This is a genomic window from Geobacter anodireducens (assembly GCA_001628815.1).
In the GTDB taxonomy this organism is placed as follows: Bacteria; Desulfobacterota; Desulfuromonadia; order Geobacterales; family Geobacteraceae; genus Geobacter; species Geobacter anodireducens.
Window position 1 is genome coordinate 3,291,667 of record CP014963.1, and the last position, 19,455, is coordinate 3,311,121.

Genomic DNA, 19,455 nt, shown 5'->3' on the forward strand with positions numbered 1-19,455 from the left:
GAGCATAGAAAAATATCCAAATTCCATCAATGAGTCAAGGACTTTTTTCCTCGCCCGATTTCCCGCCACGGTCAGATTTCCACCATGACATCCTCGCCCACGACCTGGGACGGATAAATCTTGAGGGAATACTCGGGGAACTCCCTGCAGGCGCCGGTTTTCAGATTGAAGCGATACCCGTGGCGCTGGCAGGAGAGGTGCTCCGCATCTTTCACCAGCGCCCCGGAAAGGGGAGCGCCCTGGTGGGGGCACTCGGTCTCGCAGGCATAGACCTGGCCCTTGGCCTTCACGAGGAGGATATCCTGTCCATTGACGGTGACAACTTTCTTCCCGAAATCGGGGATTTCGGAAACCTTGGCAACGAATACCATGCGCGTCCCCCTTGAACCTGCCGTCAGCTGATGGCGATCTCGAACTGCTCCTGATGAAAACCGGGCTTGGCCCGGACTGTAATCCGCTTTTTGAACTTCTTCTCCAGCTCCTCCAACCCCCGCCGCTCCTCGTCGTAGAGGAGATCGGCCACCTGGGGATGCACGGTGAGCATTGCCTTGCTGCCGCGAATATCGAGCATCTCCCGGCGCAACTCGCGGAATATCTCGTGGCAGATCGTGGTCTTGGACTTCACATACCCTCTCCCCTCGCAGTAGGGGCAGGGCTCGCACATCATCCGGCCGATGGACTCCCGCACCCGCTTGCGGGTCATCTCCACCAGGCCCAGATCCGAGATCTTCAGGATGTTGGTCTTGGACTTGTCGGTCTTCATGGCCTCCTCAAGCGCCGTGAAGACCTTCTCGCGGTTGACCTCTTTCTCCATGTCAATGAAGTCGATGATGATGATCCCGCCGATATTGCGCAGCCTGAGCTGGTAGGCGATCTCCTTCACCGCCTCCAGGTTGGTCTTGAGGATGGTGTCCTCCAGGTTGTGCTTGCCCACGAACCGGCCGGTGTTGACATCAATGGCGGTGAGGGCCTCGGTCTGCTCGATGATGATGTACCCGCCGCTCTTGAGCCACACCTTGCGCCCCAGTGCCCGGCTGATCTCCACCTCCAGCCCGAAGTGGTCGAAGATGGGCTCCTCGTCGTCGTAGAGCTCCATGGAGTACTTCATTTTGGGCATGAACGTGGAGATGAACTGGACGATCTTGTCGTGCTCGTGCCGGGAGTCGACCACGATGCGGGAAACGCTTTCGGTAAGGATGTCACGGATGACCTTCTGGGTCACATCCAGATCGGCGTGGATGGGGCAGGGGGCGTGGGCCTTCTCGTTGCGCCTGACGACCTCTTCCCAGAGCTTCGTCAGGTAGTTCATGTCCGCAACCAGATCGTCCTCGGTCTTCCCTTCGGCGGCGGTCCGGACGATGAATCCTCCCCCGGCCGGCTTTGCCCGGCCCACGATCTCCTTGAGCCGCTCGCGCTCCGACTCGTCCTCGATCCGCCGGGACACTCCCACGTGGTCCACCGTCGGCATGTAGACCAGGTGGCGGCCCGGCAGCGACACATGCGAGGTGATGCGTGCCCCCTTGGTGCCGATGGGCTCCTTGGACACCTGCACCAGAATCTCCTGCCCTTCCTGGAGGAGCTCCTCAATGGGGTGGAGGGGGTGGAGGACCTGCCGTTCGCTGTCGCTCTCCTCGCCGTTCACCTCCATGAAGGTCTCGAACTCTTCCATGGCGTCGAAGACGTCGGCCACGTAGAGAAAGGCCGCCTTCTCCAGGCCGATGTCGACGAAGGCCGCCTGCATGCCGGGCAGGACGCGCACGACCCTTCCCTTGTAAATGTTGCCGACGATCCCCTTTTCGCGGCTCCGCTCGATGTAGAGCTCGGCAATGGTGCCGTTCTCGATGAGAGCGATGCGGGTTTCGTGGGACGAGGTGTTGATCACCAGTTCATTGGCCATTGATGGGTATCCTGTATGGAGAATTGAATCACGATTCCTTGAAAAGCACCTGGAGCTTCTCGATCCTGGCCTCAGCCAGGGCCTCCGGCGCAAGCCCGGTGATGGCCGAAACGAACTCCAGCGGCTTGCCCCGCCCAGTCACCATCTCCAGGGTGTCCCCCTCCACGGTGAGTTCGGCCAGTTCCCGGCGCAGGTCGTACTCCTGGACCCGCCCCTTCTTTTCGCGGCGCATCGGCGCACTCTCCCGGGCCAGGAACGCCGCAGCCAGTTCAGGCAGCCCGGCGACCGCCCCCGGAGGAAGCGTAACCCGGTAGCGCACCTTGTCCATTATAACAGAGAGGGAAGGACTGCCCGGAGGGATCACGGATGCCTCGATGATCCGTACCCCCTCGGGGAGGGCCCCGTTGAGGCGCGTGCCGATGTCCGTCGGGTCGGCGTCGGGGGAAAGCTCCATGTCGAGATATTCGGCCCACGATTCTACACCGACCGAAAGGGCAGTGGCAAACGAGAATTTGGGGTGGGGATGGAACCCGCGGGAGAAGCGGATCGGGATTCGCGACCGTCTCACCGCCCGGGTAAAGAGACCGATCATCTCCAGGTGACTCAGAAACCGCATGGCCCCGGTCTTGGTGTAACGGAGCCGCAGCGTCACCTTCCCTTCGACATCTTCCGCCTCATCCTTCTCCCGCCGGGTGGTCGTGCCCTGCCAGCCGCCATCGGTGGTGCGCATCCGCACCCGGTCGAAATCACAGACACCACAGCCGGTGCAGCGGCCGGTACGGCAGTCCTCCGTGGCCGCCCCCTGCCGCGACAGCTCCAATTCGCGGAGAAGAAACGCCCTGGTAACGCCGAAATCCAGGTGATCCCAGGGCAGAACCTCATCCGGGTCCCGGCGGCGATGATAGAACTCCGGATCGATACCGGTTTCCTCGAAGGCAGTCAGCCACGCGGCCTCGTCGAACCGGTCGCCCCAGCCGTCGAAGCGGCAGCCCAGCTCCCACGCCCTGCGGAGCACGGCCCCGAGCCGCCGGTCGCCCCGGGCGAAGACCCCTTCCATGAAGGAAAGAGGCGCATCGTGCCACTTGAAGACCAGCTTGCGCGCCCTGAGCTCACGGCGCAGAAGGCCCTGCTTTTCCAGGATCTCGCCGACCGTGATCTGGGGCTCCCACTGAAAGGGGGTGTGTGCCTTGGGAACGAAGGTTGAGACCGACACGTTCACCTCGCCCCCGTTGCCGGTCCGCCGCCCCTCCATCTTCACCTTGCGGGCCAGTTCCACGATGCCGTGCAGATCTTCCTCCGTCTCGCCCGGCAGGCCGATCATGAAGTAGAGCTTGATCAGGCGCCACCCGTGGGAGTAGGCCTCAAAGGCATTGCGCAGCAGATCCTCCTCGGAGATTCCCTTGTTGATGACCTGGCGCAGCCGCTCGCTCCCCGCTTCGGGCGCCAGGGTGAAACCGGTCTTGCGAACGGTGCGGATGGCCTCCACCAGCTCATCGTTGAGGCTTCCCACCCGCATCGACGGGAGCGACACGGCGATCCGCTCCGAGGCGTAGCGGGCCATGAGCTCGGTCAGCAGCGGCGTGAGGCAGCCGTAGTCGCCGGTGGAGAGGGACAACAGCGATATCTCGTCGTAACCGGTGGTACGAAGGGTCTCCTCCACCAGCGACAGAATCTTCTCCGGGGAACGTTCCCTCACCGGCCGGTACAGGTAGCCGGCCTGACAGAACCGGCACCCGCGGGTGCATCCCCGGCCGATCTCGACGCTCACTCGATCGTGAATCGTCTTCAGAAAGGGGACCACCGGGGCAGTGGGATAGGCGGCCGACTCCAGGTCAGCCAGAAAGCGGCGCTTCACGGAGCCATAGCCGGGGCGCAGCGGTTCCACGGCGGCGATCCTGCCGCCGTCCCCATACCCCACGGCGAAAAAGGAGGGGACATACACGCCGGCGATGCCCGCCAACCGCTCCAGCAGCGCTGCCCGTGCTCCGCCGGTACGCTTCCATGCCCGGAATGCCTCCGCTATTTCGATGACCGCCTCTTCTCCGTCACCCAGGAGAAAGGCGTCGAAAAAGTCCGCCAGCGGCTCCGGGTTGCAGGCGCACGGTCCGCCGCCGATAATGAGCGGATGGCGCTCGTCCCGCTCTGACGCAAGCAGGGGGATGCCGGCCAGGTCAAGCATGTTGAGGATATTGGTGTACGAGAGCTCGTACTGAAGAGTGAACCCGACGATATCGGCACGATCCAGGGAGGTGCCGCTCTCCAGGGTGGCCAGCGAACCCCCTTCTGCCCGCAGTTGGGCCTCCCGGTCTGGCCAGGGGGCATAGGCCCGCTCGGCGGCAACACCGTCGAGGCCATTGAGCACGCCATAGAGGATCTGAAGCCCCAGGTGGCTCATGCCGACCTCGTAAACGTCGGGAAAGGCAAGAACGAAGCGGAGTTCCGGCGTTGCGGCACAGCGTGTGCCCACCTCTCCCCCCATGTAGCGTGCCGGCTTCTCGACGGCAAGTAACCTGTTGTCGGACACTCTGGTTATCTCCGGAATTGCGGATAAGTCCGCCGATTTGTAAAGGAATTACTGTAGTACACAACCAGATGCCGTGACAAGCGAAATGCCCCAGGCCCCAACCGCCTCATTTGCGGTATCGTCATGAGCATTTGCGGTCGCCCCGGCACGAAAAACACGGACCGGCACCGGCCCTCTTCCAGCTAACACACTGACGTATAAGGATATTTTACAAACCAACACCAAATGGCACGCTCCATGCTCTATGGAAAGATACATCACCCAATTTTTTGGAGGTACTCGTAATGAAAAAAGTTCTGTCCACCCTCGTAGCCGCTCTTGTTGCCGTTGCCTTCGCCGGTACCGTCTTCGCCACCGAAGCGAAGAAAGAAGCTGCTCCGGCTGCGCCCGCCGCTCCGGCCGCCGAAATGAAGAAAGAAGAGAAGAAGCCGGTCAAGAAGGCCAAGAAAGCCAAGAAGGCGAAAAAAGAAGAGAAGAAGGAAGAAGCCGCTGCTCCGGCTGCCGAGAAGAAGTAATCTCCTCTTCCCGATTCACGAAAAAAGCCGCATCCCCACGGGGTGCGGCTTTTTTCGTGTCCCGAAGTCGGACGAGGAAAATCCGCCCTACTCCTTCTGCCATACGTAGGGAGGATCAAGGTACGCGTCATAGAAGCCGGGCCAGGCAAGAAAGAAGGTCGCCACTTCGCCGACCCCGGCCAGAGTCCGCACCAGGGTCATCCCGACCCCCTTGAGGGGACCGATCAGCAGCCCCCTGCCGGCTCCGTCTTCGGACCAGGTGACGTAAATCTGCTTGGGAAACTCAGCCCACCCCGTGGCAACATTGGCAACTCCGCGGCCGAATTTACCGGCCATGCCGTCGACCACCTCCTGAGCCGAGGCGTTGTCCACGGAGCGCACCCCGCCGGCACATACAGGCGCCCATTGCCCGGCAATCAACACTGCAACCAGTGCCACGGAGGCAATAACTGCCCTCATTTGCCCTCCCCGCCGGAGACATCCGGGTTGCCCGCCGCCGACCGGAGCCTGTCGTCCCTCGCCTCATCCCACCCCATCCAGACATACTCGGGCTCGACCATCGGATCATAGTAGCCAGGCTGGGGAACCGGGAAGAAAATGGCCTCCGCCGCCCCCATGAATCCCCGGTAGACGGTCATGCCGACCCCCTTGAGCGGACCGACCACGTAGCCAACGGCGCCGCGATCCCTCACACTCAGATATGACTGTTTGGGAAGCTCCACAATGGCCGTGGCCACGTTGGTGACGCCCCGGACGAATTTGTAGGCCATTTTCTCCACAACGAACTCGGGCTTGGGTCCGTCCTGGGCCAGAACCGGGGCGGCAACGGACAACACCAGGGCAAGGGCGAGCAACAGTGCGAAAGCGCGCATGTTTTCTCCTTTTGCTGCATGGTTGGAACCTGCTGTCCCTTGTAACACACTTGGGCCGAGGTGGCAAGCGGCAACAGGCCGCGAATGGCGGGGAAACCGTCAGTCGAACAGGGTCCGTTCCCGGGGGAGAAAGGGGGCAAATTTCTTCATGAGCTGGGCCAGCTTGTCGACGTAATAGTCCACGTTCTCGTCGGGTCGGGCCGGGTCGTGCCGGAAGACCGGTGCGCTCTGCCCATAGACGGTCACCCCCTTGCCCCGCCCCGTGACGTAATAGCTGATCTGATCGCCTGCCCGATACGGCCGGTCGGCGCGGAGCGCTATCTCGAAGGCCGCGGAGGGATTGCGTTTCCCGGCGCGGACCTTCTGCTGGTACGTGGCCGGCGACTCGCCGAGGGTCTCGGTGCGGGCGAGCCATTCTACGGGAAACCGATGCTCGCGGATACGACGGACGTACTCCTCGTACAGGCCCGGAACCTTCTGGGCCTCGTCCGTCAGCAGAAGGCGGATCATCTCCCCCATGAACTCGCGCAGGTAGCGCTCGATCCCCCGCGAGCGAAGGGCGCTCCCCCTCACGGTGATCCGGCCGTCATGGCCGAGCAGGGCGTAGTTTTTGGCCTTGTAGGAAAACATGGCCCGGTAGCGGCCGGCCAGCTCGACCTCGATGCCGGCCGGGAGCGTAGCGGAAAGGGCGCGGACAAGGGCGGCCTCGGCCTCTTCGCCGCTTACGCCGGGGGGCGGAATAAAGTAGACGCCGTCCGTGTCCACCTCCACCGGGCGGGCGCCCCTGTCCCGCAGCCAGTCAAGCATGGCCCCGATGAGTTGCCGGCCCGCCCGGGTCACCTCGGCGGCGGCAGCCAGATCGGCAAAGTGGTGAAGGGGCGCGCCAGGTAGCCGTAAAAGGAGTTGATGAGAACCTTGAAGGTTTGCTGGAGCGCCGCGTAGTAGTCGCGCCGATGGGGATCTGACTCTTCCCGGGCGCGCGCTTGGCTGTCAGCCGGAACCGGCGCAGTTCCTCCAGAAGGGGGAGGAACAGGCCGAGATGTTCCCGGACCGGAGCGATCTGCCGGGCAAGCATGAGCGACGGATAGAGGGAGGCTACGTCGCAGTGGACAATGGGACCGAGAATACCGGTCTCACGGAGCTCCACATACCCCCCTTCAAGGCCTGCACCGTCGCCGCCAGCCGGCAGCGGCACCGCCTCGCGCCGGTGCAGGTACTCGCGCAGGAAGAGGGCGTTGATCTTGGTTGCGTTTCCCCGAATCACGGATGTCTGGTAGGTGTAGGGAAAAATGCGCGCCTGGAGGAACCAGGGGTAGGAGAGGAGCCGGGACAGGGCAAGGGTTTCACGGGTGTCGTCCAGGTTGTAGCGCTTCATGCGTTCCGGGTCGGTGCGGAATGCCTCGTCCATGGCCTGCCGGTCCAGGTAGACCCGGTCGGGCGCGGCCAGACCGAAGTGGATGGCCGCCTGCTTGAGGCCGTAGCTTTCCAGGTCCCTGCTCGACACGTCGTGGATCTGGACGAGAAAATAGGTATCGATGACCGTCCGGCCGTAGACGTCCCAGCGCGGGTAGTCGATGAGCCGTTCAGCCACGGAGAAGCGCGAGGGGTGAACCCGGGGAATGCTCCCGTCCCGCCCCCAGGCGAGCTTTACCCCGTGGCGGGCGGCCCGTGCCCGGATGTACTCCAGGTCGAAGCGGAAGATATTGTGGCCCTCGATCACATCCGGATCGCGTTCCCGGATGATCCCGCCCAGCCGTTCGAGCATCTCCCGCTCGTCCATCTCCGCCGCCGACAGGAACGCTTCGAACCCGCCCTCCTCCATGAGAGCAATGGAGAGTATCCGGTCCCCTTCCCGGTCAGGATTGGAAAATTCGAACCCCTCGCCGCAGGAGGTTTCGATGTCCAGGGCGAGCCGCCGCAGGTGCCCGAACTCGAACCCCTTGAAAAAGGTCTTGCCCGTGAGCAGAAAGTGCTGGTGAACCGGGTCCGGCAGGTAGAGGTAGGGGGCTCCGGGCGCCGACGGATTCTGGCCGGTATGGCGGGCCAGAAAATCACGGGCCGCGGCGCAGCCGTGCCACTCGCGGAACAGGGCCATGAACCGGAGCTCACCCGGTCCGGAAAGCGGGTGAACGGTCACCTCCTCCCGGAATCCATCCAAGAGCGATGGGTCCGTCAGGAGAATGAACGGATGGAAGGGATCGTCCCTCACCACTACCCCGCGGGGAGTCCGGATGAAGAGGCGGACGAACCGTCCGGCCAGTTCCGCGGCCACGATCCCTTCGGTGTCGTCGGCACCGAAGAGGAGACGGTTATCGGTCCGGTCCAGGTCGTTCATGTCATGGGCCTCCCCAAAAACGAACGGCACGGTGCGGGACCGTGCCGTTCATTCGGATGCATTGCACCGGAGGTTATTCCGCGGCGTGCTTTGCCAGGTACTCGGCCACGCCGGAGGCGGTCGGCTTCATGGCCTCGTCCCCTTCCTTCCAGTTGGCCGGACAGACCTGGTCACCGTGGGTTTCCACGAACTGGAGCGCATCGACCATGCGGAGGGCCTCGTCAACGCTGCGGCCGAGGGGCAGGTCGTTGATCACGGCGTGACGGACAACTCCCTTGGTGTCGATGAGGAACAGGCCGCGCAGGGCAACCCCGGCCGCCTCGAAGAGAACGCCGTACTGGGTGGCGATCTCCTTCTTGAGGTCGGCCACCAGCGGATACTGGATGTCGCCGATACCGCCGTTCTCTACCGGCGTGTTCTTCCACGCCATGTGGGTGAACTTGGAATCGACGGAAACCCCGATCACCTCGCAGTTCTTGGCCTTGAACTGATCCAGCTTCTTATTGAAGGCAAGGATCTCGGACGGGCAGACAAAGGTGAAATCAAGGGGATAGAAAAAGAGAACCACATATTTTCCGCGGTAGCTCGACAGCTTGACAGTACCGAAGGTGTTGTCGGGCATAACCGCATCGGCGGTGAAGTCGGGGGCCTCCTTGGTAACAAGCGTACACATGCACATGGTATCGTTTCTCCTTTCTTTGAAATGATGTTGCAGACAAGGAAAACTCATACCAGCCCCACCGGGGCTTGTCAATCAAAAAAGATAAAAACAATCCTCTTTGTCCGCTACACCTCCTTCAACTCACCATTGATGCCCACGGTCACCTCGCGCAGGGGAATATCCTTGCCCGATGCGGCCAGGGCCTGGCGGACCGCCATGACGATACCCCCGCAACAGGGCACTTCCATACGGACCACGGTGATGCTCGTGAGGTCATTGGCGCGGATCAGTTCAGTAAGCTTCTCTGTATAGAAGCGATTGTCATCCAGCTTGGGGCAGCCCACCACCACGGCGCGGCCGTCCAGGAATTCCCGGTGGAAGTCGGCATAGGCAAAGGGAACGCAGTCGGCGGCGATGAGCAGGTCCGCGTTCCGGAAGTACGGCGCGGAGGTCGGCACCAGGTGCAGTTGGACGGGCCACTGGCGGAGCCGGCTTTCCTGGCGCGGGACATCCCGGCCGCTCTCCGCTGCCGGGCGGTCAATGACCATGGCCCGTGATCCGGGACAGCCGCCGTGACCGGAAACGGCCAGGGGAACGGGCTGGTGACCGGCGTGACGGGATTCATGCCCTGCCTGGCCGAGGTGCGCCTCCACCGCCGCCTCGTCGAACTCGTCCGCGTCCCGCTCGATGATCCGGATGGCATCCAGGGGACACTCGCCCAGGCAAGCGCCGAGGCCGTCACACAGATTATCGGCAGCCAGCACCGCCTTGCCGTTTTCTATCCTGATGGCGCCCTCGGCACAGGCCGGAACGCAGATACCGCAGCCGTTGCACTTTTCCTGGTCAATCTCCACGATCTTTCTGATCATCGTTCTCACCCTTTCGTCTTGTCGTTATCTAATATGGCCGCACTCAAAAGAAATAGTGCCAAAGGTAATCGAGCCGGCCCCGCATGATCATCCGCCGCCCAGAAAAGGCCATCACTTCGCGGATTTTTGTCCGGTATTCCGTGCTGTAGCAGTGGATGCGGCAATGCTTGCACGACGGTTTGGGGTCCAGCGGGCATTTTCGCCGTTTGGCAATGCCGTGGGAAAGAAGCGCGGCGCAGGCCGGGCAGAGACTGACCCCTTTGCGGTAACGCCCCTCAAGCTCAGGCGGAACCGCGAAGGGCTCCCGCGCGGCAGGATCGTGGCTGGCGTGGCAGTAGACCCTGACAAAATCGATGAGGACCTTGAGATCCTTCTGCTGACCGGGGGTGAACGTTTCCATGGCTGTCATCATAGCCCAAAGGGGGCCTTTCTGTCATGACGCAGGTCAAAAGGCGCATTTTTGCTTTTCAAAGAATTCTGTGTTATGAATCCCCCATGAGCATCGAACCGGTCATCATTCCCCGCGCCAACCACCCCATCTCCCGCTCCCTCGTCAGCCCCAACGCCCTCCGGGTCCTCTACCGTCTCCGGGACAACGGCTACATCGCCTACCTGGTGGGGGGGTGCGTCCGGGATCTGCTGCTGGGGCGCGAGCCCAAGGATTTCGATGTGGCAACCGACGCCACGCCCAACCGGGTCAAGCGCATATTCCGCAACTGCCGGCTGGTGGGGCGCCGCTTCAGGCTCGCCCACATCCACTTTACCGACGAGATCATCGAGGTGGCCACCTTTCGCGCGTTGTCCCCCCCCGAAGAAGGCGAAGGGGAGCCGATTACCGAAGAGACTGCGCAACGCGGTGGAGACGAAGCGGAACGCCCCCGTCCGCCCCGACACCTGGTGAGCGACGAGGGAATGGTCCTGCGGGACAACGTCTTCGGCACCCCGGGCGAGGATGCCCTGCGCCGGGACTTCACCGTCAATGCCCTGGCCTACAGCATCGCCGACTTCTCGATCATCGACTATGCGGGAGGAATGGAAGATCTGAAGCGGGGAATGATCCGCACCATCGGCGACCCGCGGGTCCGCTTCACCGAGGACCCGGTCCGGATGCTCCGGGCGGTCCGGTTCGCCGCCCTGCTCGGGTTCACCGTGGAGGAGGAGACCTGGCAGGCGATGCTCGATCTGGCACCGGCAATCACCCGGGCCACGGCGCCCCGGCTCTACGAGGAGATGCTCAAGCTCTTCCTGTCCGGGGAAGGTGAGCGGGCCTACCAGCTCTTGCGGCAGACCGGCCTCTTCAGGCACCTCTTCCCCGGCTTCGACGCGTGGCTCGGCGAGGAAACCGACGGGTTCCCCCATGCCCGGACCGGCAGCGCCCTTGAATGGGTGGACTCACAGGTGGGCAGCGGCGAGCCGGTATCGCCGCCGCTCCTCCTCGCGCTCCTCTTTGGCGGGTACCTGGAAGAACGGTCCGAACGCTTCATGGGCCAGGGGGCTTCCCCCCTGGACGCGGTGAGTGCCGCAGTGGCGGCCTTTCTGGGGGAGCAGGCGCCGCTGGTGGCAGTGCCGCACCGGATCGGGCTTGCCGTGCGGGAGATCCTCGCCCTCCAGCAGCGGCTGCGCAGGATTCCCGGCAAGCGCCCCCAGGCGGTCCTGGCCCGGGCCAGCTTTGCCGAGGCCATGGCCTACCTCCGCTGCCGCTGCACCGTGAACGGCGAAGACGGGACGGTGCTCGCGTGGTGGGAGCGCTACGCCCGCGACAGCGTCATGCCTCCCGTGGAACCGTCCGCAACGGGAGGCGAGACAAAGAAACCGCGCCGGCGTCGCCGGCGGCACAGCTCCAGGAAGGCGGCACCGCCGTAGTTTTGCAAGAGCCTCAGTCGGCAGCCGTCTACACATGATTGCGCAGCATCAGTTCCAGGGGAGCGGGACTGAGGTAGACCTGCTTCAACAGATACTCCTGACCGTATTTTTTCACGTAGTGCCTCAGCAGCGTCACCGGCACGATGAGGGGCACCAGGCGCCGGTGGTACTCCCCGATGATCTCCTGGAGTTCGGACTTTTCCTCCCGCGTCAGATGTTTTTTGAAATAGCCGGCGATGTGCTGGAGCACGTTGGTGTTCTTGCGCACCGTGGCATGGAACGACAGCGCCTTCATGAAAAGCTCCTGATAGCAAGCGAACAGATCGTCGCATCCCAGCTCCCTGCCGTGGGCCACGAGAGCTCCCATCTCCCGGTAGATTTCCGGGCTATGGGCCATGACCAGGAGCTTGTGGTCGGAATGGAACGCCACGAGACGCCCCAGAGACTTCCCTCCCCCCAGCAGATCCTTCCACCGGCGAAAGGCGAAGACCCGCTCAACGAAGTTTTCCCGCAGGTCCATATCGTGGAGCCGCCCCTCCTCTTCCACGGGCAGCAGGGGGAAATGCTTCGTGACAGCGTCAGCGAAGAGGCCCCGCCCTGCCTTGGCCGGCATCCCCCGGCGATAGAGCGTTACCTTGAACAGGCCGGAACTGGGGGAATTCTTCTTGAAGATGAAGCCGCACAGGTCTTCTTTCTCCAGCTCAACCACCTTTGTGCGGCAGAAATCGAGCATCTGTTCCGTCTTGTCCACCCTGGTCACGGTGGTGACGAGCCGAACCACTCCCCCATCCGCCTCCAGCCTCATGGCCTCGCGCGGGATCGGCATGCCGCACTCCACCTCGGGGCATACGGGGACGAATTCGAAGAATCTGCCCAGGGTGTCGGTGATGTAGCGGTCATGCTTGTGGCCTCCGTCATAGCGGACCTTCGCTCCGAGCAGGCAGGAGCTGACCCCGATCTTGATGGGTATGGTCATAAATCCCTCACAGATTAACAAATAATTAATGAAATACTCCGCAATGCCGAAGAGACATGTGGTGGGTAAACGAACGGAGAACCAAGGGATGATTCATTAATAAACTGCCGTGACCATTCGGTCATTCTCCTTGAAAATACAGACCCAACTGGTATAATTGTGCCGCTTCCCCCGATAAAATCAAGTCAGGGAGATACCCGAGTGGAGTGGAAGTGCTGCTGGAACAAAAGCGTTATCGAGCCGACCGATTGCCCGAACATCGGCGAGGGCGAAGAGATCCTCTTCTCGTCCCTGCAGCGCAGGGTAATCGAAAAGTGCGTGGATTGCCCCCTGTTCGCCGACGACCTGAAGACACTGCGCGAATCGGGCCACCCCCTGGCGGCAGTGCTCCCCCTTGTGGTGGCGGAGCTCCAGGAACAGCGGAGCCGGCTCCAGTCCATGGTCGGTTTCCTGGACAGTAAGGACCGGGAAATCAAGTTCTTGCACGAAATCAGCCTCGTGCTCCAGACCTCGGTGGATCTGGATGAAGTGCTGTCGGTGGTCATGACCGCCATCACCGCCGGCAAGGGGTTCGGCATGAATCGGGCCTTCCTGCTGCTGACCGACAAGGAGCGCAAGCACCTGCGGGGCTACCTGGGGGTCGGGCCACGGAACTACGGCGAGGCGTGGTCCATCTGGGAGGAGATCAGCCGCGACGACTTCACCCTCAAGGAGATGGCGAAGAACTTCTACCAGACCAAATTCACCAGCGAGAAACAGAAGTTTCACGACATCCTGGAGAATCTGACCGTTCCCCTGGCTGAACACGATCACATCCTGGTCCGTGCACTGCGGGAGAAGAAACCGCTCCTGGTGGAGAACGCCTTCCACAACCCCGGCTGCGACTATTCCCTGACCCAGACCCTGGGGGTCGACACCTTCCTCATCACGCCGCTGGTTTCGCGCAACCGGCGGATCGGGGTGATCATTTCCGACAACTGCGTGACCAATAAGCCGATTACCCCCCAGGATGTCCAGTCCCTCGAAACCTTTGCCTTCCCCGTTGCCTTTGCCATCGAGCGGGCTTCCCTGTACGAGCGGCTCCAGGAGGAACTGCTCAAGGTGACGGCAGCCAACGTCAAGCTCAAGGAGCAGCAGGAGCTCATAGTCCGGATGGAACGGATGGCACTCGTGGGCAAGATCACGTCGAGCATCGCCCACTCCATCCGCAATCCCCTCATGATCATCGGCGGTTTCGCCCGCACGCTCCTCAAGGGAACCGACGAGGGAGATCCACGGCGCCAGTACCTGGAATCCATCGTCCGCGAGGCCCGGCAGTTGGACGAGGTGCTGGACGAGGTGCTCAGCTACTCGGATTCCCTCTACCCCACCCTCGATTCATGGGACGTGAACCAGCTGGTAAGCACCGGATGCCGGGAGCTGGACAGCCGCCTCCAGGAACGCCGGATTGCCTGCCGGCTCCGCCTGGATGCCGAGCTGCCGGCCGCCCGCATCGATTACAAGCAGGTTTCCTTCTGCCTCCGCTCAATCCTGACCTCCGGCATGGACCGGATGCCCGACGGTGGCGAGATAGTCATCGAAACCAGGCTGGAAGGCGAGTGGATCGTGGTCGAGGTGCGGGACACGGGCCGGCCCGCCTCTGCGAGCGGGATGGACGCATCTTCTTCCTTTGCCCCGCCCCGGGAGCTGGGAGGAGGTCTTGGCCCGGAAGTCTGCAAAACTATCATGGAGAAACACGGCAACATCCTCATCATTGAAACCCCTCCCGAGGGAGGGGCTCGCTATCTGCTCAAACTACCCGTAAACAGGGAGGAGGAACCCCATGGCACGACTGTTGGTGGTTGACGACGAAAGCAGCATCCGGCTGCTCTATTCCCAGGAGCTGGCCGAAGGGGGGCATGAAGTGGTGACCGCCGCCACGACAGCCGAAGCGGTGGACAAGATCAGGGAACACGAGTTCGACCTGATCGTGCTGGACATCAAGCTGAAGAACGAGAGCGGGCTCGACCTGCTCCAGAAGGTGGTCAAGGAGCGGCACAACCTGCCGGTGGTCCTCTGCACCGCGTTCTCTTTCTTCAAGGACGATTTCTCCGCCTGGCTCGCCGACGGCTATGTGGTCAAATCCAGCGACCTGACCGAGCTGAAGGAAGAGGTCAAGCGGGTCCTGGCCAAGAGGAAGCCGGGCAAGGAATAACTCTCGCACTTCTGCCATTCAATTCCCATGCAAAGGAGCATCCTATGAAAGCCGTGATCATGGCCGGCGGGTTCGGTACCCGCATCCAGCCCCTGACGAGCAGCATTCCAAAACCGATGATCCCCCTTCTCAACCGCCCGATCATGCTTCACATCGTGGAGTTGCTCAAAAAGTACGAGATCACCGACCTGGTCATGCTCCTGTACCATCAGCCGGCGGTCATCAAGAACTTTTTCCGCGACGGCACCGATTTCGGCGTCAGGATCACCTACGTAACCCCGCTCCAGGACATGGGAACCGCCGGAGCCGTCAAGTGCGCCGAGAAATACCTGGACGAGCGGTTCATCGTCATCAGCGGCGACCTCCTCACCGACTTCAACCTCCAGAAAGTCATCGACTTCCATGATGAAAAAAAGGCCCTGGCCACCATCACCCTCACCTCGGTGAAGGATCCGCTCCAGTTCGGCGTGGTCGTTACCGACAAGGAAAAGCGGATCTCCCAGTTCCTGGAGAAACCCGGCTGGGGCGAGGTGATATCCGACACCATCAACACCGGCATCTACGTCCTGGAGCCGGAGATATTCTCCCACATCCCGGCCGAGGAAAACTACGACTTCTCCCAGGACCTCTTTCCGAAGCTGCTGGAGAAGCAGCAGCCCCTGTTCGGCTACACCGCCAAGGGGTACTGGCGGGATATCGGCAATACCGACTCCTACCGTGAGGCCCACCACGACATCTTCAAGGGAAAGGTGAACGTGAGGATCGACGAGCCGAAGCAGGATCTGGTGGGCAAGGACCTGCGGCTCGGCTCCGACGTGAACCTGGACGAGCACGTGACTCTTGAGGGGACGGTGGTCATCGGCGACAACTCCCAGGTATTCGAGAGCGCCCACATCAAGGACACGGTCATCGGGCGCAACTGCACCATCGAGGCGGGGGTGCGGCTCTCCCGCTGCGTGATCTGGGACAATGTCTACGTCAAGCGGGGGGCAAAGCTGAACGACAGCGTCCTCTGCGGCAACGTCCGCGTGGGTCACGGGGTGGTGATGGAGGAGGGGGTCATCGTGGCCGACGACACCTCCATCGGCGAAGAGTCCTACATCAAGCGCGACGTGAAGATCTGGCCGCGCAAGGTGATCGAGGCGGGGGCCACCGTCACCGGCAACCTGATCTGGGGCGAGAAGTGGAAAAAAGCCCTGTTCGAGGGAGCCCTCATCAAGGGGCTAACCAATATGGAACTCACCCCCGAGTTCGTGGCCAAGCTGGGCTGCGCCTACGGCACGACCCTTCCCAAGGGGAGCTTCGTGCTTTCCGGCCGCGACGCCTACCGCTCCTGCCGGATGCTCAAGCGGAGCTTCATCGGCGGCCTTCTCTCCTCCGGGGTAAACGTCCGCGACCTGACCATGGTCCCGATGCCCGTGCTGCGCTACAAGCTCCGCTCCTTCGGGGAGGTGGGCGGCATCCAGTTCCGCCAGGCCCTGGACGACCCCGCCTCCACCGAGATCATCTTCCTGGATGGCGACGGCCTCGACTTCTCCAGCTCCATGGGCAAGAACGTGGAACGGATCTTCTTCAAGGAGAACTTCCGGCGGGCCCACCACACGGAGCCGGGGGCGCTCACGGAGATCCCCCAGCAGGTGATGGATTTCTATCGCGAAGGGTTTCTGAACGCCATCGGCAAGACGCCGCTCCAGAAAAAAGCGTTCAAAGTGGTCATCGACTTCAACCACTCGCCGGCCAGCCAACTTCTCCCCGGCATCCTGACCCAAATGGGGTGCGAGGTGATCAGCCTCAACGCATACGTGGACGAAGAGCGGGGGGTCAAGGCCCTGTCGGATCGGGACCAGAGCCTTTCGCAACTCTCCAAGATCGTCGCCACCCTGGAGGCGAACGCCGGCTTCTGGCTCGACCCCACCGTGGAGGGGATCATCATGGTCGACGAAACCGGGACGGTCCACGGGGAGGCCGACATCCTGCTGCTGATGGTCGGCCTTGCCCTGAAGGCCGGCGAGAAAGGGGTGTTCGCCATACCGGTTTCGGCGCCCTCGGCCATCGAGCGGATGGCCCAGGAACGGGGCTGCGCCGTTACCCGCACCAAGAGCGCCGATCGCTCCATGATCGAGGCGGCCCTCTCCTCGGAGGTCGTGCTGACCGGGTCCATGGACGGCCGCTTTGCCTTCCCCCGGTTCCAGGCCGCCTTCGACGGCATGTTCGCCATTGCCAAAGCCATCGAAATGGCGGCCCGCAGCGGAGCGTCCATCTCGGCAACTGCCGCAGGAATCCCCCGCCGGGCCTTTCTCCAGACCCGGGTTCCCTGCGTCTGGGACATGAAGGGGGGGATCATGCGCAAGATGAGCGAGGACAGCCTCGACAAGGAGGCAAGCTTCATCGACGGGATCAAGGTCCATTTCGGCGAGGACTGGGCCCTGGTCCTCCCCGACCAGTACCAGCCCCACGTCCACATCGTGGCCGAGGCCCGGGACCCCAAGGCCGCCCAGAAACTGCTGACCGAGTACCAGAAAAAAGTGGAGCAGTGGAAGAAGGAGCTGTCATAAATGACGGAGCCGCTGCGCATCGTCTTTCTCTGGCACATGCACCAGCCCTACTACAAGGACCCGGTGAAGGGCGAGTACGCCCTCCCCTGGACCTATCTCCATGCGGTGAAAGACTATTACGACATGGCGGCCATCGTGGACGCCACCCCCGGCGCGAAAGCGGTCTTCAACCTGGTGCCGTCGCTGCTGGACCAGCTCCTGGACTACGCCTCGGGAGAGGCGGTCGATCCCTGGCTCCTGCGGGCGCGCATGAGCCCCGCGGACATGGATGAAGAGGACCGCCGCTTCGTTCTGGAAAACTTTTTCTCGGCCAACCGGCAACGGTTCATCGAGCCCCACAAGCGCTACCTGGAGCTTCTCTACCGGGCCGGCGACGGCACCAGGGGCAGCGCCCGGCACCGCCAGTTCAGCGACAGGGACATCCTCGATCTCCAGGTCTGGTTTCTCCTGGCCTGGACCGGCGAGGCGGCCCGACGCCGTTATCCCGAGATAGATGAACTGCTCCGGAAGGGGAGGAACTTCACTCCCGGCGACAAGGAAACGCTCCTGGCCCGCCATGCCGACATCCTCAGGGAGATCATCCCCCTCTACCGTAAAATACATGACGAGGGAAAGGCGGAGCTGGCCGTCTCGCCCTACTATCATCCCATTCTGCCCCTGCTCTGCGACATGAAGAGCGCCCTTGCCGCCATGCCCCGGGCAAACCTCCCCGCAGCCCGCTTCCGCCACCCCGAGGATGCCCGCAGCCAGGTGGCGCAGGGGATTGCGCGCTTTCGAGAAATATTCGGCTTTACCCCGGCCGGCATGTGGCCGTCGGAAGGGTCGGTGAGCGACGAGGCCCTCTCCATCATTGCCGGCTGCGGCATCAAATGGGTCGCCACCGATGAGGAGATCCTGGCCCGGACCCTGCCGGCGGGCCTCGGCCCCGGCAAGGGACGCCTCTACCATCCCTACACCTTCCAGCAGGGCGCCCGGGAACTGAAGATGTTCTTCCGGGACCACCAGCTCTCGGACCTGATCGGGTTCACCTACTCTTCGTGGGAGCCTCGCGGGCAGTGGAGGACTTCATGGGCAGGCTCCGGGCGATACGGGAGCAGACCCCCGACGCGCGCGTGGTGCCGGTCATCCTCGACGGCGAAAACGCCTGGGAGTATTACCCGGAAAACGGCTACGGCTTCCTGCGGCACCTGTACGGAACCATCGCCTCCACGGACGGGTTCGAACTGCTCACCTGCTCCGAAGCGCTGGACCGGGGGCCCGAACGGCGGGTCATCGAGCGAATCCATCCCGGCTCCTGGATCAATGCCGACTACGGCATCTGGGTGGGACACCCGGAAGAGAACCAGGCATGGGATTATCTGGAGCGGGCCCGGGAGGCGGCGGTCACCTCGAGCCCCGCCGTGGCCGAACGCCTGGCAGTGGGGGATGGCCGCGGCGAGACGGCGGGCATCGACGACAATGCGCGCCTGGTCTGCACCTCCCTCTACGCCGCCGAAGGAAGCGACTGGTTCTGGTGGTACGGCGACGATCACTTCTCCGTCCACAGCGACCGCTTCGACCGCCTCTTCCGCAAGCACCTCATGAACGTCTACCGGCTGCTGGGCCTCGACGTCCCCCGGGAGCTTTTCGAGCCCATCAAGAAGACCACCCCCGCCGGCTGGTGCGCGAGCCTGCGGCCCTCATCACGCCCCAGGTGAACGGCCTGGTGGATGACTACTTTGAATGGCTCGCCGCCGGGCTGTTCGATCTCTCCAAGCAGTCATCCGCCATGCACGCGGCAGAAAGCCTGTTCCAGTCGTTCTTTTACGGATTCGACCGGAAGAACCTCTACTTCCGGCTCGACAGCCCGGCCCGGCTGGCGGAACTGCTGCAGGTGGACGACGAACTCCATCTGAACGTGGTCTCGGGCGGTGAATTCCGCCTCGACATCACCCCGGCCGCGACGGACGGGCCGCTCCTGCGCCGCGGTGACGGCACCTGGCATGCGACCGGCTCCCGGGGGACCTGGGGCATCGACCGTATCTGCGAAGTGGCGATCCCGCTGGCTCCCCTGGGATTGGAGCCCCGGGGAAAGCTCTTTGCCTCCGTTACCCTCACCCGCGGAGGCGAGGAGTTCGGCCGCTGGCCCGCCGACGCGCCGTTGCTCCTGGCCTATGCCGGGCCTGAACTGGAAATCGACAACTGGATGATTTAG

14 protein-coding genes and 2 pseudogenes are annotated in these 19,455 nt (G+C 62.8%); 6 read left to right on the plus strand and 10 right to left on the minus strand.

The window, feature by feature from the left end:
• Positions 1-71: 71 nt before the first annotated feature.
• Genes A2G06_15155 through A2G06_15165 form a run of 3 tightly spaced genes read right to left on the minus strand, consistent with a single transcriptional unit; the run spans position 72 to position 4,421 of the window.
• Positions 72-371 (minus strand): 2Fe-2S ferredoxin, encoded by a 300-nt coding sequence (locus tag A2G06_15155; GenBank protein ID ANA41358.1) that lies wholly within the window; start codon positions 369-371, stop codon positions 72-74.
• 23 nt (positions 372-394) lie between these two features.
• The gene (locus A2G06_15160; GenBank protein ANA41359.1) at positions 395-1,897 is read right to left on the minus strand and encodes a ribonuclease G; all 1,503 of its coding nucleotides are present in this window, start codon (positions 1,895-1,897) and stop codon (positions 395-397) included.
• A 28-nt stretch (positions 1,898-1,925) separates the two neighbouring features.
• Entirely contained in the window at positions 1,926-4,421 is a 2,496-nt protein-coding gene (locus A2G06_15165) for a B12-binding protein (GenBank protein ANA41360.1), read from the minus strand.
• 284 nt (positions 4,422-4,705) lie between these two features.
• Between A2G06_15165 and A2G06_15170 the strand changes: the two genes are divergently transcribed.
• Complete coding sequence (locus tag A2G06_15170; GenBank protein ANA41361.1) at positions 4,706-4,936, plus strand: hypothetical protein; 231 nt, start codon at positions 4,706-4,708, stop codon at positions 4,934-4,936.
• A gap of 87 nt (positions 4,937-5,023) precedes the next feature.
• Here the strand turns inward: A2G06_15170 and A2G06_15175 are convergent, their stop codons facing one another.
• From A2G06_15175 to A2G06_15200, 6 genes and pseudogenes are all read right to left on the minus strand, one after another.
• Positions 5,024-5,395 (minus strand): hypothetical protein, encoded by a 372-nt coding sequence (locus A2G06_15175; GenBank protein ID ANA41362.1) that lies wholly within the window; start codon positions 5,393-5,395, stop codon positions 5,024-5,026.
• Positions 5,392-5,808 (minus strand): hypothetical protein, encoded by a 417-nt coding sequence (locus A2G06_15180; protein ANA41363.1) that lies wholly within the window; start codon positions 5,806-5,808, stop codon positions 5,392-5,394. Before A2G06_15180 ends, A2G06_15175 begins: the two co-directional genes overlap by 4 nt.
• A 99-nt stretch (positions 5,809-5,907) precedes the next feature.
• Positions 5,908-8,143, minus strand: a pseudogene (locus tag A2G06_15185) (DNA polymerase II).
• 73 nt (positions 8,144-8,216) lie between these two features.
• Positions 8,217-8,822 (minus strand): thioredoxin peroxidase, encoded by a 606-nt coding sequence (locus tag A2G06_15190; GenBank protein ID ANA41364.1) that lies wholly within the window; start codon positions 8,820-8,822, stop codon positions 8,217-8,219.
• Positions 8,823-8,929: 107 nt separating this feature from the next.
• Complete coding sequence (locus tag A2G06_15195; protein ANA41365.1) at positions 8,930-9,673, minus strand: 4Fe-4S ferredoxin; 744 nt, start codon at positions 9,671-9,673, stop codon at positions 8,930-8,932.
• A gap of 43 nt (positions 9,674-9,716) precedes the next feature.
• On the minus strand, positions 9,717-10,073 hold the full coding sequence (locus A2G06_15200; protein ID ANA41709.1) for a hypothetical protein: 357 nt from the start codon (positions 10,071-10,073) through the stop codon (positions 9,717-9,719).
• Between the two features lie 35 nt (positions 10,074-10,108).
• Here A2G06_15200 and A2G06_15205 point away from each other — a divergent pair, with 35 nt between their 5' ends.
• Positions 10,109-11,536 (plus strand): poly(A) polymerase, encoded by a 1,428-nt coding sequence (locus A2G06_15205; GenBank protein ANA41366.1) that lies wholly within the window; start codon positions 10,109-10,111, stop codon positions 11,534-11,536.
• Between the two features lie 28 nt (positions 11,537-11,564).
• On the opposite strand, the gene A2G06_15210 is transcribed toward A2G06_15205, so the two are convergent.
• A complete protein-coding gene (locus tag A2G06_15210) occupies positions 11,565-12,512 on the minus strand; it encodes a hypothetical protein (protein ANA41367.1) in 948 nt (315 codons plus the stop codon).
• Positions 12,513-12,713: 201 nt separating this feature from the next.
• Here A2G06_15210 and A2G06_15215 point away from each other — a divergent pair, with 201 nt between their 5' ends.
• The 4 genes and pseudogenes from A2G06_15215 (at position 12,714) to A2G06_15230 (ending at position 19,455) form a co-directional block, all read left to right on the plus strand.
• Positions 12,714-14,357, plus strand: coding sequence for a histidine kinase (locus A2G06_15215; GenBank protein ANA41368.1), 1,644 nt, complete (start codon positions 12,714-12,716; stop codon positions 14,355-14,357).
• Positions 14,335-14,706, plus strand: coding sequence for a two-component system response regulator (locus A2G06_15220; GenBank protein ANA41369.1), 372 nt, complete (start codon positions 14,335-14,337; stop codon positions 14,704-14,706). The genes A2G06_15215 and A2G06_15220 overlap by 23 nt, the downstream gene beginning before the upstream one ends.
• A gap of 44 nt (positions 14,707-14,750) precedes the next feature.
• Complete coding sequence (locus A2G06_15225) at positions 14,751-17,261, plus strand: phosphoglucomutase (protein ANA41370.1); 2,511 nt, start codon at positions 14,751-14,753, stop codon at positions 17,259-17,261.
• Positions 17,262-19,455 (plus strand): annotated as a pseudogene (locus A2G06_15230) (glycoside hydrolase).